Genomic DNA, 19,608 nt, shown 5'->3' with positions numbered 1-19,608 from the left:
GGTTGTAAAACCGAGCTTTTACAAAACTAATTCCGAGGATATTATTTTCCTCATCTACTACTATTTATTTTCATCATGCTCCATCTTCCTATGCTTATCTCCTTTTTTATGCATTTTCTTCTTTATCCTTTGCATTTTACGATTAGACATTTTTTCAAACCTATCATATTGTTGAGTGTCTAAAATGTGCTTCATCTCTGATTTAAAAGCAATCTGCTTATCCAGTTTTGCCGTCATCATTTTATAGTGCTCGTCAGAGGAAGGTTTTTGCTTCTTTTTCCTCATTTCTTTTCTCTTAGCTTTTGCAGCCTTTCTTTCTGTGATTTGTTCAGCTAAAAGAGGTTTTATTTTTTCCTGTTGAGAAGCTGTTAAATCGAGTTTTAAGGTCATTTTTTTAACGGCTAACTCAGTTTGCTGATCTACAGTTAAAGTTTCCTCTAATTTTTCTTTCCTATGTTCTTGAGCTATGGTTGTTGATGTGAACCCTAAGGCTACTATTAAAATTGCTGCTATTTTTTTCATATGTAATACGTTATAAATTATATTTCTTTGTTGGGTATATTTTTGTTTTACCCGTTACATTGTGCCTGTATCAAATAATTTCTGTTAACAATAAATTACTTAAATTCTTTAAAAAATAAATTTGTTGTAATTTTTAATCTTTAAAATTTAATTACACTACTTTGACATTACTAAATCAAAAAGGTTTAAATTTGATGTAAATATTAACATTTTTTTAAGGTATTAATTAAAAATGTTATACGCTGAGACTTTAGTTTTAATGAGAAGAAAGGGGTACGAAATATGCCGACAGGGATCTTTATACTACTTAAGGCTATTCTTAGCGAACTAAACCTGATCTATTAAAAATTACCAGGTGAAACTAAACCAAAATTTATTTCGTAATGAAGCGATTTTTTAAAATTCTTATTAAATTAATAATTTTATTATTTGTAGCCATATTGGCTTTTTTCTTTTGGGCGTCTTCGCCAACTTTAGATAAATCAAACTATGCTCAGTTGTCAAAAAACAAGTATTCTGTATCCATTGATAACGATTCGGTGTATAGTATTGTAACTTATAATATTGGATACTTGAGTGGTATGACCAATAATAAAGCAGTAGATAAATCAAAAGAACTATTTGATGGGAATTTAGAAAAAGTACTTACTGAAATAAAAAAAGTGAATCCAGATATTATTGCCTTTCAAGAAATTGATTACGATGCTTCACGTTCATACAATGTAGATCAGGAGGAAGAAATTTTGAAATTGGGATATCCATATACAGCAAAGGGAATTAATTGGGATGAACACTACCTTCCTTTCCCTTATTGGCCGCCAAAAATGCATTTTGGGAAAGTAATTTCTGGACAATCAATTATAAGTAAATACCCTTTGAAAGATTATGAAAGAATTGTTTTAGAAAGAGTTTCTGATAATCCTTTTTATAGAGAAGCTTTTTATTTAGATAGATTATTGCAAATTGTAAAAGTGGTAATTGAAGGAAAAGAAGTAGTTGTGATGAATGTGCATTTAGAAGCTTTCGATAAAACAACAAGAATTAAACAATTAGATAAGGTTGTAAAACTGTTTAAATACTATGCTGAAAAGAACCCAACTATTTTATTGGGTGATTTTAATAGTGATCCAACTTATAAAGATGCGGGGATTAAAAAAGTATTTGATTTACCTAATATAGGAAACGCTGCTTATTCCGAATCGAACTATGATTTGACCTTTAACTCTGAAAAGCCTTTTGAAAGGTTAGATTATATTTTCTACACTAAAAATACAATCAAATATATTAAAGGGGAAGTATTAAAAAGTTTTGGGCAAGCTTCTGATCATCTGCCTGTTGAGATGGAGTTTTCTTTGAAGTAAAACCTTTTAGAAAATATTTCGAGAAAAAAACAGTAAAAATATTTGGATATTAAAACTTATTTTTAAAATATTTGCACTCGGAAAAGTTCAAAGACTTATTGACGATGTTATCAAGAAAGGTGGAGGGATTAGACCCGTTGAAACCTTAGCAACCCTTTGCTCTATGCAAAGAAGGTGCTAAATTCTACCTAAACATTGCTTTTAACCATAAAGTGAGTATAGGATAGATAACCCCAAAGAAGATTCATGAAATCTATAAGAATCTCTTTAAAATTTCTTAATAACATTTTTCTAGTAAGCAACATCTAATAAAGATGTGTTTTGACTTTTGGTTTAATTTAATATTAACTCAAAAAACAAGAAAAATGAGTACACAAAAATTTGCAACAAACGCATTGCACGCAGGACATGATGTAAAACAAACAGGAGGAACTAGAGCGGTACCTATTTATCAAACGACCTCGTATGTTTTTAATGATTCGGATCATGCAGCGAATTTGTTTTCGCTAAAGGAATTAGGATTTATTTATACGAGATTAAATAATCCTACAAACCAAATTTTACAAGAACGCTTGGCTGCCTTAGAAGGAGGAGTAGGAGCTGTGGTTTTTGCTTCAGGTACAGCTGCAATTTCAACGGGGTTATTAACCTTGTTAAAGGCAGGAGATCATATTGTTGCTTCTAGCAGTTTGTATGGAGGTACGTATAACTTATTGAAAGTTACTTTACCAAGATTAGGAATTACGACTACTTTTGTTGATGCTTCTGATCCTGAAAACTTTGGAAAAGCAGTTCAAGAAAACACAAGAGCGTTTTTCGTTGAATCTTTAGGGAATCCAAAATTAGATGTTCTCGATTTAAAAGCAATTTCTGCGCATGCAAAAAAAGCACAAGTTCCTTTTATAGTTGATAATACCGTAGCTACTCCAGCATTATTAAATCCGATTGAGCATGGAGCAAATATTGTAATTCATTCGTTAACAAAATACATTGGAGGGCAAGGTAATTCTCTAGGAGGTGTAATTGTTGATGGAGGAAATTTTGATTGGTCAAACGGAAAATTCCCTGAGTTTACGGAGCCTTCAGCTGGATACCATGGATTGGTGTATCATGAAGCTCTTGGAGCAGCTTCTTATACTTTTAAATTAATATTAGAAGGATTGCGTGATTTTGGTGGAGCCTTAAGCCCAACAAACGCTTTCCAAATAATTCAAGGATTAGAAACTTTAGAGGTAAGAATAAAAAAACATAGTGAAAATGCTTTAGCCATAGCCAAATGGTTGGAAGAACAGGAAGAGGTAGCTTGGGTAAATTATCCAGGATTAGAAAGTAGTAATTATAAATCGTTGGCTGATGAGTATTTGCCAAAAGGCCAAAGTGGTATTGTTACTTTTGGAGCTAAAGAAGGCTATGAGGCAGCGAAAACTATTGCTGATTCAACACAGTTGTTTTCACTTCTGGCAAATATAGGAGATACCAAATCGTTAATTATTCACCCAGCAAGTACAACCCATCAACAATTATCTGATGATGAGCAAGAAAGCACGGGAGTTACAAAAGATTTAATACGTTTATCTGTCGGAATTGAAAATGTAGAGGATTTAAAAGCAGACCTTAAAGAAGCATTTGCTAAAATATCGAAAGAAACATTAGCCTAACAAATTGTTTACTAAATACAATCAATGAGTTTAAGTAAAAATTTAAATCACGTAACCATTGAAAGTTACGTTACAGAAAGTGGTGCCCAGTTCAGTAATTTACCATTAAGTTATCAGTTGTTTGGTGAAGCACTGGGTACTGCACCTGTAATATTAATAAATCATGCATTAACGGGAGACAGTAATGTTGCTGGCGCAGACGGTTGGTGGAAAGATTTAATAGGGGAAAATAAAGTAATTGATACCAACGAGTATACGGTACTTTGTTTTAATATTCCTGGAAATGGTTATGATGATTTTTTAATTGATGATTATAAAAGTTTTATAGCTAGAGATATCGCAAAGATTTTTTTGCTAGGATTAGAAAAACTCAGTATTAAAAAATTGTTTGCTCTAATCGGAGGTTCCCTAGGAGGAGGTATTGCTTGGGAAATGGTGGTGTTGCAACCCAAAATTACTGAGCATTTAATAGCGGTGGCTACCGATTGGAAATCAACTGATTGGTTAATTGCTAATTGTCAGATTCAAGAGTTGTTTTTAACCAACTCAAACAATCCTGTACATGATGCGCGAATCCATGCGATGTTATGCTATAGAACGCCAGAATCGTTTAAGAAAAGATTTCAACGAACTAAAAACGAAGAATTACAAATTTTTAATGTTGAAAGTTGGTTATTACATCATGGAAAAAAGCTTCAAGAACGATACCAATTGGCTTCATATAAATTAATGAATCAATTATTAAAAACCATTGATGTAACAAAAGGTAGGGAAGGACTTAATGTATTAGAAACCATAGAGGCCGACATTCATATTGTCGGAGTCGATTCAGATCTGTTTTTTACTGCAGAAGAAAACAGAGAAACTCAAAAAGAATTAGCAGCGGTGCATCCAAATGTAACTTATGATGAAATTAATTCTGATCATGGACATGATGCATTTCTAATAGAATACGAACAACTAAAAAAAATTGTTGAACCTATATTCAATAAAAACAGCACGAATAAAAAAATGAAGGTTTTAAAGTTTGGAGGGAAGTCATTATCGAATGATGGAATCCTTAATGTAGTGTCTATCATAGAACAAAAAGTTAACGAAGGAGAAAAAATAACAGTGGTCGTTTCCGCAAGAGGAAATGCTACAGATTCTTTGGAGAACATATTAGAAAAGGCAGCTAAAAATGAAGTGTATAGCGAGCAATTTGAAGCCTTCAAAAGAGAACAGTCTTTAGTAACTCCATTAATTGATTTTTCTAAAGAGTTTGATCGTTTAGAAAGACTATTTGAAGGGGTGAGTTTATTGGGCGATTATAGTTCAAAAATAAAAGATGAGGTTTTAGCACAAGGAGAGTTATTATCGATTAAAACAGTTTCTGAACTATTAGAACAAAAAGGGATCAACGCTAATCCAACGGATGCGAGAACCTTGTTAAAAACAGATGAAAATTTTGGAAATGCGCAACCCATTAATGAAGTTTCAAAAGAAAAGGTAAATAAGTATTTTGAAACCCATAATGGAGATACCGTTAATGTGGTTACAGGTTTTATAGCATCTACTTTAAATAATGAAACAACTACCTTAGGAAGAAACGGAAGTAATTATACCGCTTCGCTATTGGCAAATTATTTGAATGCAGGAGAGTTACAAAACTATACACATGTAGACGGAATATTTACTGCAAATCCTGATTTAGTAGCCGATGCAAAGAAAATTGAAGAGTTATCGTTTTCAGAGGCAAATGAGCTGGCTAATTTTGGAGCTAATATTTTACATGCAAAAACAATCATTCCTTTATTAGAAAAGAACATCAATTTAAGAATATTAAATACGTTCAAACCGAATGATAAAGGAACCTTAATTACATCGAAATCTCGATTAAAAGGAATTAAATCATTATCAATTTTAGATAATGTAGCCTTATTGAATTTTGAAGGAAGAGGATTATTAGGAAAAGTTGGTGTTGATGCCCGAATCTTTAGAGCCCTAAGTACACAGGGTATAAGTGTAAGTATTATTTCACAAGGTTCTTCGGAAAGAGGAATTGGGTTGGTTGTAGATAAAGAAAATGCTGAAAATGCAGTAAAAGCTTTGGAACTTGAGTTTGAAAACGATTTTTATACTAAGGATGTAAATAAAATCTCAATTCTTGATGATGTGTCGGTAATTTCAATTGTTGGTCAAGATTTAAGTGAATTCCACCACCCATATAATGCCTTGATTAAAAACCAAATTGTTCCGTTACTTTTTAACAATACAATTACGGGTAAAAACGTAAGTTTAATTGTAAAGAAGAGTCAACTTCATAAAGCTTTGAACGTAATTCACGGGCAGGTTTTTGGAGTGGCTAAAAAGATTAATATAGCGGTATTTGGAAAAGGATTAGTTGGAGGTACATTAATTGACCAGATTTTGGGTAGTGCAAAGAATATTTTAGAAAGAAAGAAAATACAGTTAAATGTATTTTCAATTGCAAATTCAAAGCAAGTATTATTATCAACTAAAGGAGTTAATGAAGAATGGAGAGAAGCACTTGATGAAAGTGAAAAGAATAGCGATATTGTACAGAATGTTATAGAGTATGCTAAAGAGCATCATTTAGAAAATTTAATAGCTGTTGATAATACTGCAAGTTTAGATTTTACGACGAATTATATTCCTTTAGTAAAGGCAGGTTTCGATTTGGTTTCTTCAAACAAAATAGCGAACACCGTGTCTTTTGATTTTTATCAGGAATTACGTAGAACTTTAGAAGCTAATAATAAGAGTTATTTATATGAAACTAATGTTGGAGCTGGACTACCATTAATTGATACTATTAAATTATTACACGATTCAGGAGAGAATATTACCAAAATACGTGGCGTTTTCTCTGGGTCTTTAAGTTATATATTTAATAGATTTTCGGCAGATGATGTTGAGTTTTCGACAGTACTTCAAGAAGCCATTGATAAAGGGTTTACAGAGCCAGATCCGCGTGAAGATCTTTGCGGAAATGATGTTGCTAGAAAATTGTTAATATTGGCTCGTGAATTAGATTTGGAGAACGAATTTGAAGATATCACCATTGAAAATTTAATTCCAGAAGCCTATAGAGATATTACTTCAAATGAATTTTTATCAGACTTAACCAAACTAAATACGTTCTTCCAAGAAGCTAAAGAAAAACAAGAAGAGGGACATGTTTTGAGATATATCGGTGATTTACATGGAGATTTACAACAAACAAAAGGTCAGCTAGATGTTAAATTAGTTTCTGTACCTCAAAATTCTCCATTAGGAAGTTTAAAAGGTTCTGATGCAATTTTCGAAATCTACACAGAATCTTACGGAGAACAACCAATTGTAATTCAAGGAGCAGGAGCAGGAGCACAAGTAACAGCGAGAGGCGTTTTTGGTGATATTTTAAGACTAGCTAAAAGTGGAAATTAGGGAGTTGATAGTATAAATGTAATACCAGTAATTTTAACTGGTTAATTGTATAAGTACCAATAGAAGATATAAATTATATAAAATTACACCTCACAAGTTTTTAAAATCTTGTGAGGTCTTAAAGTTTAAAATACATAGATAATCTTGCGTTTTAAAAACGAACACGATACAAAACCTAAAAAATAATATGAGCAAAAATTTTGAAACAAAAGCAATACGAACGCAGACAGAAAGAACACAGTTTTCTGAGCATTCTGTTCCTTTATATCTGACATCTAGTTTTACATTTGATGATGCAGAAGATATGAGAGCTTCTTTTGCTGAAGAAAAAGAGAAAAATTTATATAGTAGATTTTCGAATCCTAATACAACAGAGTTTGTTAATAAAATAGTGGATATGGAAGGAGCTGAAGCTGGATATGCTTTTGCTACTGGAATGGCTGCTGTATTCTCTACTTTTGCAGCACTTTTAAATTCAGGTGACCATATTGTTTCTTCTCGATCGGTTTTTGGATCAACACATAGTTTGTTTACGAAGTATTTCCCAAAATGGAATATTGAAACAAGCTATTTTAAAATAAATGAACCCGAAAAAATAGAAAGTCTAATTCAACCGAATACAAAAATATTATATGCGGAAACTCCAACGAATCCTGCTGTTGATATTATAGATTTAGAGGTATTAGGTGAAATAGCAAAAAAGCATAATCTTTTGTTAGTTATAGACAATTGTTTTGCTACTCCTTATTTACAAAACCCGATTAAGTACGGAGCGGATTTGGTAATTCATTCTGCAACTAAGTTAATTGATGGGCAAGGAAGAGTACTTGGTGGAGTCACTGTAGGAAAATCTGATCTTATTAGAGAGATTTATTTATTCTCAAGAAATACTGGACCAGCAATGTCTCCTTTTAATGCTTGGGTACTATCGAAGAGTTTAGAAACCCTTTCGATACGTGTAGAAAAACATTGTGAAAACGCTTCGAAAGTTGCAGAGTTTTTAGAAGGACATGATCAAGTGAATTTTGTGAAGTATCCTTTCTTAAAATCACATCCACAATATGAAGTAGCTAAGAAGCAAATGCGTTTAGGTGGGAATATCGTAGCTTTTGAAGTTAAAGGAGGAATTGAAGCAGGTAGAGCATTTTTAAACAGAATTAAAATGTGTTCATTATCTGCAAATTTAGGAGATACAAGAACTATTGCAACGCATCCGGCATCAACTACGCATAGTAAGTTAAGTGAAGCTGACAGATTAGAAGTTGGAATAACTGATGGATTAGTACGTTGCTCTATTGGTTTAGAGAACGTAGAAGATATTATTGAAGATTTAAATCAAGCTTTAAACGGATAAGATGTAAGTTTTAGATATAGTTAAAGCAAGCCTTTTGGCTTGCTTTATTATTTTAATTAGTATGGGGCACACGTTCTAATTTAATTTCAGTATCGCTGATTTTTATCGCGAAATAGATACCTAAATCATGGTTTAGTTTTAGAGTTTCACTTTTACAAAATCCAAATTGTTGAAACTTTTTAACAAATAGTTTGAGGTGTTCTTTATCAACAATTTCATAAGTACCTGTCGATTGAGAAAAACAATCGTTACCACATTGAGCAGAATAATAACACGAAAAAGTACCATTCTTTTCAAAATAAATACGATGTCCTTCTGAACCTTTATTAATGTCAATTTGAGTTAAGATATAGCTGTTGATATCATTTAAATTTTGTCCAATTATTTTATCAATACTCCAATGATCATTAACTAAATCTTGAGCGAATGAAAAATTAGAAATTAATATTAATGTGATAAAAAGTTTTTTCATAGTTATTCGTTTAATTTCTATCAATAAATATTTTAATTTCTCTGACATCTATTCTTTTACCAAAAAAATATCCTAAAGGAAAACCATGTTTTTTTAAAATGAGAGAGTTCTTATTTTTAAATTGAACCCTATACTCTCCTCCTTTGTCAACAACAAAAGAAAGTACTTTCTTTACACGTTTATTTTTATAGAAATCTTGTACTTTTAGTGCTACTTTCTTAGGGATTACTTCGGTATTTTTATCTGTGTTTTTCAATAAAACTTCAAATTTTCCAAGCTCAATATACCAACCTCCAATAATGTAAATATCGTAGATTCCCATTCCTAAATAGATTTTCGGATTGTCTTCAATGAGGTCGATTGGTTCGTTCAAATACTTCAAATTTTGTTTTTATAAAAAAGGAATGAATATTATACAAAACCTTCTAAATTCGTTGGATTGATTTTTGAAAGTAGTGTGATTTGTGATACAACATATTTATGACGATCTAGAAAGTCGTTTGTAACTTGGGAATTATACTTTTCCTTTTTTCTTTAAAATGATAATTATATATAGAAAGATAAGAGTAATATAACCACCGATTAGCAGTGTTAATACGTACGATTTATTTCTCTGCATAACTACATAATCGGCAATACCTGCTTTCCAAAATATCCATTCATCAGCGATAGCAGATGCTATACTCCAATTTCCAGTTTCCAAAACAATGATCCCAGATTTTGAATTAACATCAATTCTAGCGGCGGTATTAATAGCGTTATTTCCACTACCATCATGCCCAATAATATGGGAGTTAGTATCGTTTTGACTATACAAATGAGGGCCTAATCCATAAACAGGAGTATTATTAATAAATGTTTCTGCTTTTTGCATAGTGTTCATTGTTTCTTTTGAGAGCACAGGGTTTTCAGAAACATTTGCCAATAAGAATTTTGATAAATCATTAGTACTGGTGTAAAGACCTGCAGCGGCAAGTGCAGTAAATTTATTCATAACTCTTGTAGCACCATCAGTTTTGTAAACCTTAGCAACTTCAAGATTCTGTCCTTGGTAACTGAACGTGGATTGTTGCATATTTAAAGGGAGTAACACTTCATTTTTAATGTATTCCTGAAACGATTTACCACTAACCTCTTCAATCAATAGTTGTAACAAAGTATAGCCAGCGCCTGAATACATATATTTACTTCCAGGTTCATAACCAACGATTGCTTTTCCTTCAGAGTTTCCTGAATCTTTCGCTTTTGTTAACGATTCTTCAATAGTTTGAATAGCTTCATTTGGAGGAAAACCTCCATAACCCAAATCATCAACTAATCCAGAAGAGTGTGAGAGTAGTTTCCTAACGGTAACTTTACTATTATCGTATTCACTTTCGGGTAAATGCCATCGAGTAAGATATTGATCAATAGGAGTATCTAAATTTACCTTTCCTTCTTCAACGAGTTTCATAACAGCAAAAGAACTCACCCATTTACTAATGGAAGCAACAGGAAATAGCGTGTTTTTAGTAACCTCATTACCTTCAGAAAAGTACCATTGTTCAGATACGTTTCCATTCTCAATTAAGGACATAGCGAAATTCCCTAAGTATTCATCATTGACTTTTTGTTTTACTGCTTCTTTAAAAGCCTCAGGAGTATTCTCATTAGTTAATGGTTTTAAAAGGAAACCATCCATAAAGCCATAACCTATTAATGCTGTCCAAAGTAATAAAATAACGATAATTACTGCAATGTGTTTAAGTGTTTTCATATTTTTTTTAGTTAATTTTTTTAAATTCAATTTCATTTAAGGATTGAGCGGATACTTTAAACCCAATCACCTCTTCGTTGTCATTTATGTTAAAATCTACCTTTCCGAAGTAATATTCATTTGTATAAAAGTTATCTTCCTTTAATATTTTAAGCAAGATAATATTATTAGAGTTGTGCTTGGCAACTAATTCATTATCGATAACTTTCAATTCATAAATAGTATTTAGCTCTTCATTTTTATAATGACCAACATATTTGGTTAAATTAATATTTATTTGATTTAGAGGCTTTTTAATGGATACTTTTTTACAATAACGAGCAATATCGGCGATATGGAAAACCATTCGATTCTTATGAAAGACAAATTTGGAATGAGGAATGTATGGGAATTCGTAGGTATTATTGGCTAAAGCTGTGAGAGGTGTTTTGGCATCGTTTCCAAATTGTTGCCAACATAACTTTCCTTTTTCAACAATGAAATTATAATAGTATCCTGGGTAAATTTCATAAGTGCCTTCAAAGTCTTTCAAGTTTGCTTTATTACTATTAGATGTGGGTTCCGTTAATTCTTCACTTAGAACTATTTCTAATGATTTATAAACAACATCTAGTCCTGTCATACCTCCTGCGTTTGAAAGGAAAACAAAAGATAACTTATGAGATGGGACATGCAAAATATAGGAACGATAGCTTTCAGTTCCTCCTCCGTGGAAAACGATTTCTATTCCTTTGTAAATATCCTTGTGTAAACCTAAGCCGTAATTTGTTTTAACTTGAGAATTGGTAATGGTAATTTCTTCCATTTTATTATAGAATACTCCCTTTCCAAGCTTAATTTTATGGTAATTGTTTGCCCATATACTCAAATCATGCATAGAAGTATATATTCCTGAAGAACCAATAGTTGATAGCTTTACTGGTTGCTGAATGAAGTCGCCATTGTGCTCTTGATATGAAAAAGCTTTATTTTTAATTATATTGCTTGTATACTTTACAGCATATGTATTATGCATACCTAGGGGTAAAAAGATTCTTTTTTTAAGCTGTTCTTCAAAAGGAGTTTTTTCAATACGTTCAATTATTTCCGAGAAGAGAATATATCCAGTGTTGTTATATTCGAACTTGTTTCCAGGTAAAAAAGTCGGCTTTTTTATTTTTAAAAGCATTGCAACAATGTCTTTATGATCCATGAAATTTTTCCCGCTAAGTTGAGCAAGTTCATCTGGATTTGACAAACCATGAGTGTGATTTACTAATTGTGTAATGGTGATTTTATGAGGCAAATGACTCAATTCTGGTAAGTAGTCTCTAATATCATCATCAAATGATAGTTTACCTTCTTCTTCTAGTAATAAACCTAAATAGGCGGTAAATTGTTTTGAGACTGAGGCAATATTAAAACGAGTAGTGTTGTTAATAGGTATTTGATATTCAATATTAGCCAAACCTTGACTTTTTTGAAAAATTTTTTGTCCATTTTTTAGAATAGAAAATATAGCTCCTGGTTTTTCTTTAGAAAAATAAGAATGAAAAAGTGCGTCAATTTTTCCCAGTTTTGCTTGAGTTATTTCTTGGGAATAAGTTCTAATAGATATGATAAAAAGGAATAAAACAAATTTTAATCGAAGACTCATAATATTAAGTTTTTTAATGATTTAAGTCAAAGATGAAGGTTAAAAACCAGCTAAGGGTTTTAGTAAAATAATTCGTCCCATATTTCTATTAAAAAAAGGTTCGAATAAAAGTCATACTTTTTTAAACTGCTGTTTTCCTGTATGTTGATGGGGTAGTAGCAGTGTTTTTTTTGAAAGCTGCATTGAACGAAGATTTAGAATTAAAACCAATATCGTACATTATTTCTTGAATATTTAAGTCTTTATTCTTCAAAAGAATCTTAGCTTCTTCAATACGGTGAAAGTTGATATAATCGTAAAAGTGTTTACCAACAACTTTGTTTATAACAAAGGAAAGATGTTTCTCAGGAATATTAATTTGTTTGGCTAATTTTTGAAGTGTAAGTGAGTCATCTAAATAAGGTTTGTTCTCTTTCATAAACCTTTTTAGAATGGCTATATCATCGTCGTATTTTTCACTTTCTTCGATGGTTTCTTTTTGAGGTAGTGGTTTTATGTCTTTGTGAATACCTGTAAATAAATGAGGTGTTCTCATTGTTTTTAAAACAAACCAACATATAATAGTTAAGGCAAATGAGAAAATAATAGTATTTAAAATAAGAAGTTTTTCTTTATCAAGAACCGCTCTTAGAAGAACTAAAGAATTGCCTATTAGAAATAATAAAGTAGTTGTTTTTAACCATTTGTAAGTTTCGTTTCCAGAAGTGTAATTCTCTAAATAAGTATTTCGATATTGTTTTAACGTATAAAGTATTGCAATGATATAAGAGTAATATTGAGTTTGAGTACTCGCTTCGTAAATCAAGTCTGTATGCCCTGATAAACCAACAGTTAAAAACAACCCTAAAAAAATAAGAAAAGGTATTCCGTGAAGTAATTCCTTGAAAGATATTTTTAAATCTTTATAGCAAGTCTTTTTCACATATAAGTAGAATAGCGGCATTTGCAGAAAAACAGTAGCTACCCGCGTAGCATTTAAAGCAGGAAAATTTATAAATACATTTTCTAAAAATATAGCAGTAAAATCAAAAGAAGTAACAATGAGAAACGCTGCAAAAAAATAGTTAGAGGCCTTGTTTTTTGAAGGTACAGTTATTATAAAAAGAGCCAATAGAAGTAATAAAAATACGGTAATTTTAGCAATATCATTTATCATAAATTAATCGGCTTGGTGAGTTCGTTCCACAAATTGTTTCCAAGTACTAAATATAATTTATTTTGTTTGACAGGATCAGTTTTTCGACATTCTATTTTTAATTTAAAGTTTGAGAGGTTATTTAATGATTTGATAAGCAAAAGCGATTTAAATCTAAATTCAAACCGCTTTAGTTTATTCCTAAAAATATAAATTTCCTTAATGCAGACTGATGTCAAACGAAACACCAGGTTGTAAATCGTAGCCTTCGGATAGCTCGACTACCAATACAGTATCTGAGTCTATTCGAACGTTAATCCATTCTTCATTGCTGCTAAATCCTGTAACGTTATGAGGTTGTGAAAAGGTAAAGTAATACCTATCTGTTTTTCCAGCAGGAAATAGTCCAAAGACATTGCTCCAAAAAGGATCTGTTGCTTCAGGAAGAACTGTATATGAAATACTGTTTTGGGTTAAGTTAATGTTGTATAATCCACTAATATCTCCGGCTGGAGTCCCATTTTGAGCCAAAGCAGTTGAGAATTCAGATGTTGAATTAGAAAGTGTAGCAAACTCATCATAAGCATCATCAGGTTGTCCAAAAAGAGAAGGATAGCTAACTTCAGGTTCTCCGGGGTCCTGTAATGTATTTCTCATGGTTATATCAACACCTTCGTTAAGAGGTGGAACGAAAATTGTAAATCTTTCAGCACTAAAAGTAGCACCATCAATCATAGCAAAGTAATCAGCAACTGTTGGGTCTTGTCCAAAAGCAGCTATTGAGGCATCGGCATCATCAAGAGTATCCCAAAAAACTATTACCGCATATTTTCCATTTTCATCAACACCACTTGTTCGCCTTATAAAACCTGGCTGAAGCGATGCAAAATCTCGTTCTATTTCGGAATCTCTTGAAATAAATGAATTCGCATCAATACCATCATTTAGGTTAAATGTAGTTACTTCTATTACATTTTTCGACTCTAGGTCAAATTCTATATTTGGAATAGCAAAAGTAGTATATCGTTCAGCGCTAAATGTAGCTCCGTCAATCATAGCAAAGTAATCAGCTACACTTGGATCAGACCCAAAAGCAGCAATTGAAGCATCTGCATCAGCCAAAGTTTCCCAAAATACCATTACTACATATTTTCCATTGGCATCAAAACCACTCATACGTTTGAGAAAACCAGGTTGTTGAGAAGCAAAATCTTCTTCTATCTCAGTATCCCTTATTTCGAAGGAATTTGAGTCTATATCTGAATTCAAATTAAAAGTGGTTACTTCAACAACAATAGAAGTTACTTCCTCAGATGGAACAGTGTGATCATCATCATTGCATGATGCAAAGAAAATTGAGCCAATAATGGCGACTAAAGTTAATTTTAAAACATTCATTTTTACAATTATTTATTTTGTGATTTATAAACAACAACAAAGGCCCAGATTTCAATAATTACGATAACAAGATGTATCAGAAAATCTGTTAAAGGAGATACAGGTGCATTTAAGATTGGAAATAAAGGATCTATGACCATCTCTTGGGCTTCTCGTGCAATGTTCATTATTAAAACAACAAGAAATTGTTTTGGGTTTTGGGTAACAAGCACATAAATAGAGGCAATAACCATAACAAAGGTTCTTGCTCCCATTTCGTATATGAGATTCAAAGTAGGAACTCCATTTATTTCAATTCCAGATTCTGTAATCAAATGATTATTGAAGAAATACATGTAAACCTGACCAAGCATAATTAAAGTAAGAATTACTTGAAGAACGATAACCCAGAAGGGAACGAGTTGTTTTTTACTTTGCGACATATTTAACCTAAATTACTTGTGTTATAATTGAACGGTGTAAAATTAGGAAGCTACAAAGTTGTCGTAGTTGTATTTATGGGGTTAAGAATTGTAAAAAAAGGAAATTAACTGTATTTACGTCGAAATTGCTCAGGTGTTAGTTTTATATGATGCTTAAAAAAGTTATGGAAATTTGAAAGGTCTTCAAAACCAGTTTGAAAAGCGCATTCCTTTATAGAGAGCTCTCTGTTCATAAGGACTCGTTTTATGCGTAAGAGATAATATTCATTAATATATGTTTTAGCCTGTTTTTTTGTAATGCTTTTGATAATATAATTAAGGGTTTTTCCTGATATACTGAGCCATTTAGCATAGTCTTGAACTTTGGAAGTATTAAAAATATGCTCAATAAGAAGGTCTTGGAATGCAAGAAACTTAATTAAATGTTGAGATTTTGTGTTTATATCATGATTAGTATTACTCTGTCTCTGTAAAATGGAAAAAATAGTATATAATTCTGCCGCGATTATTTGATTAGAGTGGGTATCATTAACAGCGAGATATTCTTTTTTAATTTGCTCAAATTTATTTTTTAAGCCTAAAAAAGTATCATTATCTAATTGTATTTTGGGAGTAATTAGCTCGTTATTGAAAAGTTGTAAAATATTGGTTAATTTTTTGATATTTAAAAAATTAAAAGCGTCATCATGAAACGGGAGTAAAAAACCTTTCAAATTTGATGTTTCAGAAAATCTGTGCACCTGACCGTTACCAATAAAAAGAACAGTTCCTTTTTCACAACTGTAGGAATTAAAATCAATAAAGTGGTCGCCATTACCATCAGTTACAAAAAGTAGAGCATAAAATTTGAGAATATGAAATTGGTAAGAAGAATGATCTTTGGTTTGTTTTGATTTTATATCTTCAATTTTTATAAGATCAATTCTACTTTTTGGGTTTTGTTTATTTATAAAGTCTATTGTTTTTTCAATTTTCATATTTCATTTATTCATTTGATTTTATTCTCATCGATTACCTTTTCTGATTTAAAAATATAAACTTTTGTTTATATAAGCTATTCTAAAAGTTTTATAGATAAGGTTTTAAATGTGGGGGGATTGAAGATTTTCAAAATCAAAAAAGCTATCTCTCAAAAAACTCTTTAAAAGTGTTTCCCCAGCAGTTATTATTGTTACTAGCATTAGGTTCACCATTTTCCGCAAGTAGCGCATTGTTATCACCTCTTTCAAGTTTCCATAACCAGGCTAGGGTAGAAGTATTTGTTTCTTCTGCAGCACTTAAAAAATGTTCAACTGACATTACCTCACCAACATTTTGAACTCCAATTTCACCAATAATAATCGCATAGTCATTATTTTCTAAACGATTAATTCTTGTGGTAATTTGTTCTTGATTTGTATTCACAAGCCATTTTTCATAAGCATGTAAGTCAAACAATATATTATATCTATTCTCCAAAAGTCCATTTCCTTTTTCTAAAATAGCATTTTCTGATTGTCCTTGCTCATTCCCAGGAACAATAATGATGTTTTGAAAATTCTCCACCCATCTAAGATTATCAACCATATCTTTCATATCGCTTAACCAAAGGCTATGACTATAATTGTTTTCGTTGTCCCAATGATAAGGTTCGTTCCAAACTTCTATCCAAACATCGGGTTGGTTTTTGAAGTGTTCAGCAATGAGTTTCATTTTTGTTTTATAAGCCTGATAGAATGACTGCTCGGAAGGATTTAGTCCGGTAAATAACGTTCGTTGTCCATTAGAGTTTACCCAACCAAAAGGGCATAAAATGGTAATTTTATTATGAGTTCTATTTTGATTAACAATGTTTTGAAGTGAATGATACCAAACATTATCGCTTCCCAAAAAGGGATTTCCGTCAATGGGTTGCTCTCGAAGATTACCAATAAACTCTCGAATGATTTCAACATTCCAAATATCCATTAAATCGAGATTACCAAGTCCATAGGTATGTAAAGCATTTACGCCTTTATATCTAACGATCGAATCGTTTTTTAAAAGATTTGTATTTTCAATTATAAATGGCCCTTCCAATTGTTCAGGAATTGGAGGGGATGGTTCTATAGATCGCTGTATTTCTTGTTCACTGTTACAAGAAGTTAAAATAAGGAAAAAGCAAACTATAAGAAATCGTCTATACACCATAATTCAAGAATCACTATGTTTCATCGTTGATTCTTATAAATATACGTTTTTTGATTTAGTTCGATTTTGATAATTAGTGTTTTAAAAATGAGTTAGGTGAATTAGTGTATGGAGTTTAATGCCTGAACTTTGTAATTGATGGATTTTTCGTTGAAATTTTCAGAGTTATTATATCTCCAATTTCAAACTCTTTTTTATAACCAATTGCCCGATAGTTTTTAGTTTTGAATCGGACAATATACTTTTTTTGTTCATAAACAAAATCACATTTTCCAGTTTGTACATAAAGACGATGGCCAACATGGAATCTTCTCTCAGAAACGATTTTGGCTCTAATTGACGTTGATTCATGACGAATGTATTTCAATTCATCTGTAAAAAATAGATAGATAAATGTTCCTAGAATTCCGATAAATAAACATACTTGAATAACACTAATAGTATCCGAATGTGAGTTTTGATTTAATGTGAATGCCTTTTTTCTATGAATTTTCAATTTATAGCAACAATATTATTTCGGCTTAAAATTAAAGAAAGCCCCAAACATCTTATAGACTTTTCATGAGTACATATTACGACTATATCATAGTTATCTTGGTGATTGTCTATTTGGAATAAAATTTGTCTAAGTAAAACGTAATTAATATTTTAAATATGGTGTTGATTTTTTAAATAAAAAGATCAGCATTACAACATGCTGATCCTTCTTCTAATTCTCCTTCTTTGTATTCAAAATTGATTAAAATTTCTTATCTATCAATAGTGTTAGAACTTGTTAAGTTTTTTCGTCTAGCTGCATTTTCTAAAACATATCGCATTCTTTTTATTTGTTCTTTAGTAAATACATTGAGGCATTTATCGTAGGTGATGTTCATATAATTATTTACTGGAGCTATTTTCCCATCACAGGCTAGTGGAGGATTATCGCAATTGTCAATTGGCCCGGCGACGGGTGCTGTATCTTGTATATGATCATCTTGTTGCTGACACCCCTTGCCTTCGTATCGTCCCCATACATGGAATAAACCTAAAAAGTGTCCCATTTCATGTGTAAGTGTTTTTCCTAAATTAGCCCCACTATCCATATCGGATTTTCCAAAATGGAGAGCATTAATCATAATACCATCGCCTAAAGCTTGTAAGGGGGCTTCTAATCCTGGTAAATTTGTGGTAGGAATAGTGGCCAAACCTAAAAGTTGATCTTGTGGGAAGCCACCATAAACCCATACATTTATATATTTTTCTGGATTCCAATATGCTATTTTAGGTAGCCAATCATGTGGGCGATCATTAACGTCTTTATCAGGAATATTTTCAAAATAGTTAATACGTGTTATTCCATTTGTCGGATTTCCATTAGGGGTTACTTCAGTAAGTTTAAACTGAATAAATGAGTCATCACTTATGGGTGAATTATTTTCGCCTAACGTTCCTTTTTTTCTTCTGAAGTCGTCGTTAAGAGATCTTATTTGTTCTTTTATTCGTTCAGTAGATAAATTGGAGCCTTGACCTATATTTTCACCTCCATGAATTATATGAACTACAATAGGGAGTATAAGTAGCTCTGGATTTTCTGGGGTTGGATTAATGGTGTTTTCATCTTTATTACAGGAAAAGATAATTCCTATAATAGCTAGCAGTAAGATCTTGTTTTTCATGACTAGTTTTTCTTGGTTGTAAACAGTTTTAACTATGGTTATATACCTAAGATGAGCAAGCTTGTATAAGGTTGCGTCGTATTTCATGAAAAAGTTTTTTAGTCAAAATTTCGTTAAAAACTATACTTGTAGTGATTTCTGGTAAAGATTGTTATTAGAGAGGGAAGTTTCTTTAATTCCAACTTTTTTAAACCCGATTCTTTCATAATAATTACAGAGCCCAACGTTTTTAGCATCTGCATCTAATCTTAAAAACTCAAATTTCGATGCTCTGGCTTTGGCTTCAATTTCTTTAATAATATAAGCCCCTAAGCCTTTACCATTATATGTTTCTTTAATTACTAATGAGTGAATGTATTTTGCCTTTTGAGATTGTTTTCCCCAGTAAAGTAAGTCTTCGTCCAAAATTCGCACCATTCCGATATTCTCATTTTGCGAAGTGTTGATAAAATAGAATTCACAATTAGAAATACCTTCCTCAACCCATTCAATTTTTTCTTTTGGTGGATTTTTCCAGTATTGCCAATGATCAACATTCATTTTACTGATTTTTTCAGCAGTTTCTTTAAATAGGTTTAGGACGCTGTTAAGATCTTTTTTTTGGATTTGTTTAAATAGGATTATCATCTAATCTTTTG

17 protein-coding genes and 1 riboswitch are annotated in these 19,608 nt (G+C 31.5%); of the genes, 4 read left to right on the top strand and 13 right to left on the bottom strand.

Going from position 1 to position 19,608, the window contains the following annotated elements:
* Nucleotides 1–60: 60 nt before the first annotated feature.
* Entirely contained in the window at nt 61–522 is a 462-nt protein-coding gene (locus tag BLW23_RS20350) for a hypothetical protein (protein ID WP_093673377.1), read from the bottom strand.
* A gap of 383 nt (nt 523–905) precedes the next feature.
* Between BLW23_RS20350 and BLW23_RS20345 the strand changes: the two genes are divergently transcribed.
* From BLW23_RS20345 to BLW23_RS20330, 4 genes are all read left to right on the top strand, one after another.
* Nucleotides 906–1,883 carry an endonuclease/exonuclease/phosphatase family protein gene (locus tag BLW23_RS20345; protein ID WP_093673375.1) on the top strand — a complete coding sequence of 326 codons (978 nt, stop codon included), beginning with the start codon at nt 906–908 and terminating at the stop codon, nt 1,881–1,883.
* A gap of 104 nt (nt 1,884–1,987) precedes the next feature.
* Nucleotides 1,988–2,117: riboswitch (SAM riboswitch) on the top strand.
* 131 nt (nt 2,118–2,248) lie between these two features.
* The gene (locus BLW23_RS20340; RefSeq protein ID WP_093674379.1) at nt 2,249–3,541 is read left to right on the top strand and encodes an O-acetylhomoserine aminocarboxypropyltransferase/cysteine synthase family protein; all 1,293 of its coding nucleotides are present in this window, start codon (nt 2,249–2,251) and stop codon (nt 3,539–3,541) included.
* A gap of 24 nt (nt 3,542–3,565) precedes the next feature.
* Complete coding sequence (gene thrA / locus BLW23_RS20335) at nt 3,566–6,970, top strand: bifunctional aspartate kinase/homoserine dehydrogenase I (RefSeq protein WP_093673373.1); 3,405 nt, start codon at nt 3,566–3,568, stop codon at nt 6,968–6,970.
* A 187-nt stretch (nt 6,971–7,157) separates the two neighbouring features.
* On the top strand, nt 7,158–8,324 hold the full coding sequence (locus BLW23_RS20330; RefSeq protein ID WP_093673371.1) for a trans-sulfuration enzyme family protein: 1,167 nt from the start codon (nt 7,158–7,160) through the stop codon (nt 8,322–8,324).
* Nucleotides 8,325–8,376: 52 nt separating this feature from the next.
* Here the strand turns inward: BLW23_RS20330 and BLW23_RS20325 are convergent, their stop codons facing one another.
* From BLW23_RS20325 to BLW23_RS20270, 12 genes are all read right to left on the bottom strand, one after another.
* Entirely contained in the window at nt 8,377–8,796 is a 420-nt protein-coding gene (locus BLW23_RS20325; RefSeq protein WP_143032243.1) for a hypothetical protein, read from the bottom strand.
* A gap of 10 nt (nt 8,797–8,806) precedes the next feature.
* Nucleotides 8,807–9,169: a hypothetical protein gene (locus BLW23_RS20320; RefSeq protein WP_143032242.1), complete on the bottom strand. Its 363-nt coding sequence runs from the start codon at nt 9,167–9,169 to the stop codon at nt 8,807–8,809.
* Nucleotides 9,170–9,310: 141 nt separating this feature from the next.
* Nucleotides 9,311–10,552: a serine hydrolase domain-containing protein gene (locus BLW23_RS20315; RefSeq protein ID WP_093674377.1), complete on the bottom strand. Its 1,242-nt coding sequence runs from the start codon at nt 10,550–10,552 to the stop codon at nt 9,311–9,313.
* A gap of 7 nt (nt 10,553–10,559) precedes the next feature.
* The gene (locus BLW23_RS20310) at nt 10,560–12,188 is read right to left on the bottom strand and encodes a serine hydrolase domain-containing protein (RefSeq protein ID WP_093673365.1); all 1,629 of its coding nucleotides are present in this window, start codon (nt 12,186–12,188) and stop codon (nt 10,560–10,562) included.
* A gap of 121 nt (nt 12,189–12,309) precedes the next feature.
* Nucleotides 12,310–13,344 carry a helix-turn-helix domain-containing protein gene (locus tag BLW23_RS20305; RefSeq protein ID WP_093673363.1) on the bottom strand — a complete coding sequence of 345 codons (1,035 nt, stop codon included), beginning with the start codon at nt 13,342–13,344 and terminating at the stop codon, nt 12,310–12,312.
* Nucleotides 13,345–13,542: 198 nt separating this feature from the next.
* Nucleotides 13,543–14,721 (bottom strand): antibiotic biosynthesis monooxygenase family protein, encoded by a 1,179-nt coding sequence (locus BLW23_RS20300; RefSeq protein WP_093673361.1) that lies wholly within the window; start codon nt 14,719–14,721, stop codon nt 13,543–13,545.
* Between the two features lie 8 nt (nt 14,722–14,729).
* Nucleotides 14,730–15,143 carry a hypothetical protein gene (locus BLW23_RS20295; RefSeq protein WP_093673359.1) on the bottom strand — a complete coding sequence of 138 codons (414 nt, stop codon included), beginning with the start codon at nt 15,141–15,143 and terminating at the stop codon, nt 14,730–14,732.
* 104 nt (nt 15,144–15,247) lie between these two features.
* The gene (locus tag BLW23_RS20290) at nt 15,248–16,120 is read right to left on the bottom strand and encodes an AraC family transcriptional regulator (RefSeq protein WP_093673357.1); all 873 of its coding nucleotides are present in this window, start codon (nt 16,118–16,120) and stop codon (nt 15,248–15,250) included.
* 145 nt (nt 16,121–16,265) lie between these two features.
* Complete coding sequence (locus tag BLW23_RS20285; protein WP_255362852.1) at nt 16,266–17,312, bottom strand: cellulase family glycosylhydrolase; 1,047 nt, start codon at nt 17,310–17,312, stop codon at nt 16,266–16,268.
* A 115-nt stretch (nt 17,313–17,427) separates the two neighbouring features.
* A complete protein-coding gene (locus BLW23_RS20280) occupies nt 17,428–17,808 on the bottom strand; it encodes a hypothetical protein (protein WP_093673355.1) in 381 nt (126 codons plus the stop codon).
* A 253-nt stretch (nt 17,809–18,061) separates the two neighbouring features.
* A complete protein-coding gene (locus BLW23_RS20275) occupies nt 18,062–18,970 on the bottom strand; it encodes a M43 family zinc metalloprotease (RefSeq protein ID WP_176829895.1) in 909 nt (302 codons plus the stop codon).
* A 120-nt stretch (nt 18,971–19,090) separates the two neighbouring features.
* The gene (locus BLW23_RS20270; RefSeq protein ID WP_255362851.1) at nt 19,091–19,510 is read right to left on the bottom strand and encodes a GNAT family N-acetyltransferase; all 420 of its coding nucleotides are present in this window, start codon (nt 19,508–19,510) and stop codon (nt 19,091–19,093) included.
* Nucleotides 19,511–19,608: the final 98 nt, after the last annotated feature.

Source organism: Tenacibaculum sp. MAR_2009_124 (assembly GCF_900105455.1).
Classification (GTDB): Bacteria; Bacteroidota; Bacteroidia; order Flavobacteriales; family Flavobacteriaceae; genus Polaribacter.
Note: the sequence above shows the minus strand (reverse complement) of the source record. Positions and strands in the feature narration are given on the sequence as shown.